At 60.0% G+C, this 1,186-nt stretch carries 1 protein-coding gene; it reads left to right on the top strand.

From position 1 onward, the window contains the following. Positions 1-62 precede the first annotated feature (62 nt). Positions 63-1,049, top strand: a complete 987-nt coding sequence (locus ACDELDRAFT_RS22735; protein WP_005801414.1) for an IS5 family transposase — start codon at positions 63-65, stop codon at positions 1,047-1,049. The last annotated feature ends 137 nt before the right edge of the window (positions 1,050-1,186 follow it).

Genomic DNA, 1,186 nt, shown 5'->3' with positions numbered 1-1,186 from the left:
ACTCTCTGCACGAATCCCCGTGCGATGTGGCTGAGCAAGCCTGAAGCTCAGACAATAAGCGTATGAAGCAAAGCAGCTTGGGCCTGAGCAACACCGTCAAACGCACCCGCAAGCGCGAATTTCTCGATGCCATGGAGCTGGTGGTGCCCTGGGCTGAGCTGGTCACGCTGATAGAGCCCTACGCACCCGAGAGTGGGCGCCGGGGCCAGCAGCCGTTTGCAGTGAGCACGCTGCTGCGCATCCACTTCATGCAGCAGTGGTTCAAACTCAGTGACCCAGCCATGGAAGAAGCCTTGCACGACGTGCCAGCCTTTCGGGACTTTGCAGGCCTGTCCCACTGGGACGAACAGATCCCCAGCGAATCGAGCATCCTGCGCTTTAGGCATCTGCTGGAACGCCACAAGCTGGCCGATCAGATCCTGGCCACCGTGAATGCGCTACTGCAAGCCAAGGGGTTGCAACTCAAAGCGGGCACCGTGGTGGATGCCACGCTGATTGCTGCGCCCAGTTCAACCAAAAACCAAAGCCACGAGCGTGACCCCGAGATGCATCAAAGCAAGAAGGGCAACCAGTGGTACTTCGGTATGAAGGCCCACATTGGGGTGGATGCAGACTCGGGCCTGGTGCATACGGTGCGAGGCACCAGCGGCAATGTCGGTGATGTGGTCGAGGCCAACAGCCTATTGCACGGGCAGGAGACAGACGCCTTTGGAGATGCGGGTTACCAGGGGGTGGACAAGCGAGCTGATGCCAAGCCAACGGTGCGCTGGCATGTGGCGCTGCGTCCAGGGCTGCGCCGGGCGCTGGACAAGGACAAGCCTCTTGAGGCGTTGATCGATCAGTTGGAGCGCACCAAGGCCAGCATCCGGGCCAAGGTCGAGCATCCTTTCAGAGTGCTCAAGCAGCAGTTTGGGTATGTGAAGGTGCGCTACCGGGGGCTCAAGAAGAACACGGCGCAGATCGTCACGCTGTTTGCGCTCTCAAACCTGTGGATGGCGAGGCACAAGTTGCTGACTTGCATGGGGCAGGTGCGCGTGCAGGGGGCGTAGTGCCTCCAATATCGGGGCAATAGCCCTCGCGCAGCGCCTGCGGGAAGCGCTGCGCCAGTCCAATTGCTCAAAGTGAGTGCTGTTTTAGTTCAGGCATCGCCGTGACACAGCCAGAACTGATTCGTGAAGAGCTTCCC

The sequence above is a fragment of the Acidovorax delafieldii 2AN genome, from assembly GCF_000175235.1.
Classification (GTDB): Bacteria; Pseudomonadota; Gammaproteobacteria; order Burkholderiales; family Burkholderiaceae_C; genus Acidovorax; species Acidovorax delafieldii_B.
This window is presented reverse-complemented; position numbering and strand designations above follow the sequence as displayed.

Bases quoted from the DNA above. Each gene is read 5' to 3' on its own strand.
- ACDELDRAFT_RS22735 (WP_005801414.1), top strand. From the start codon at position 63: ATGAAGCAAAGCAGCTTGGGCCTGAGCAACACCGTCAAACGCACCCGC.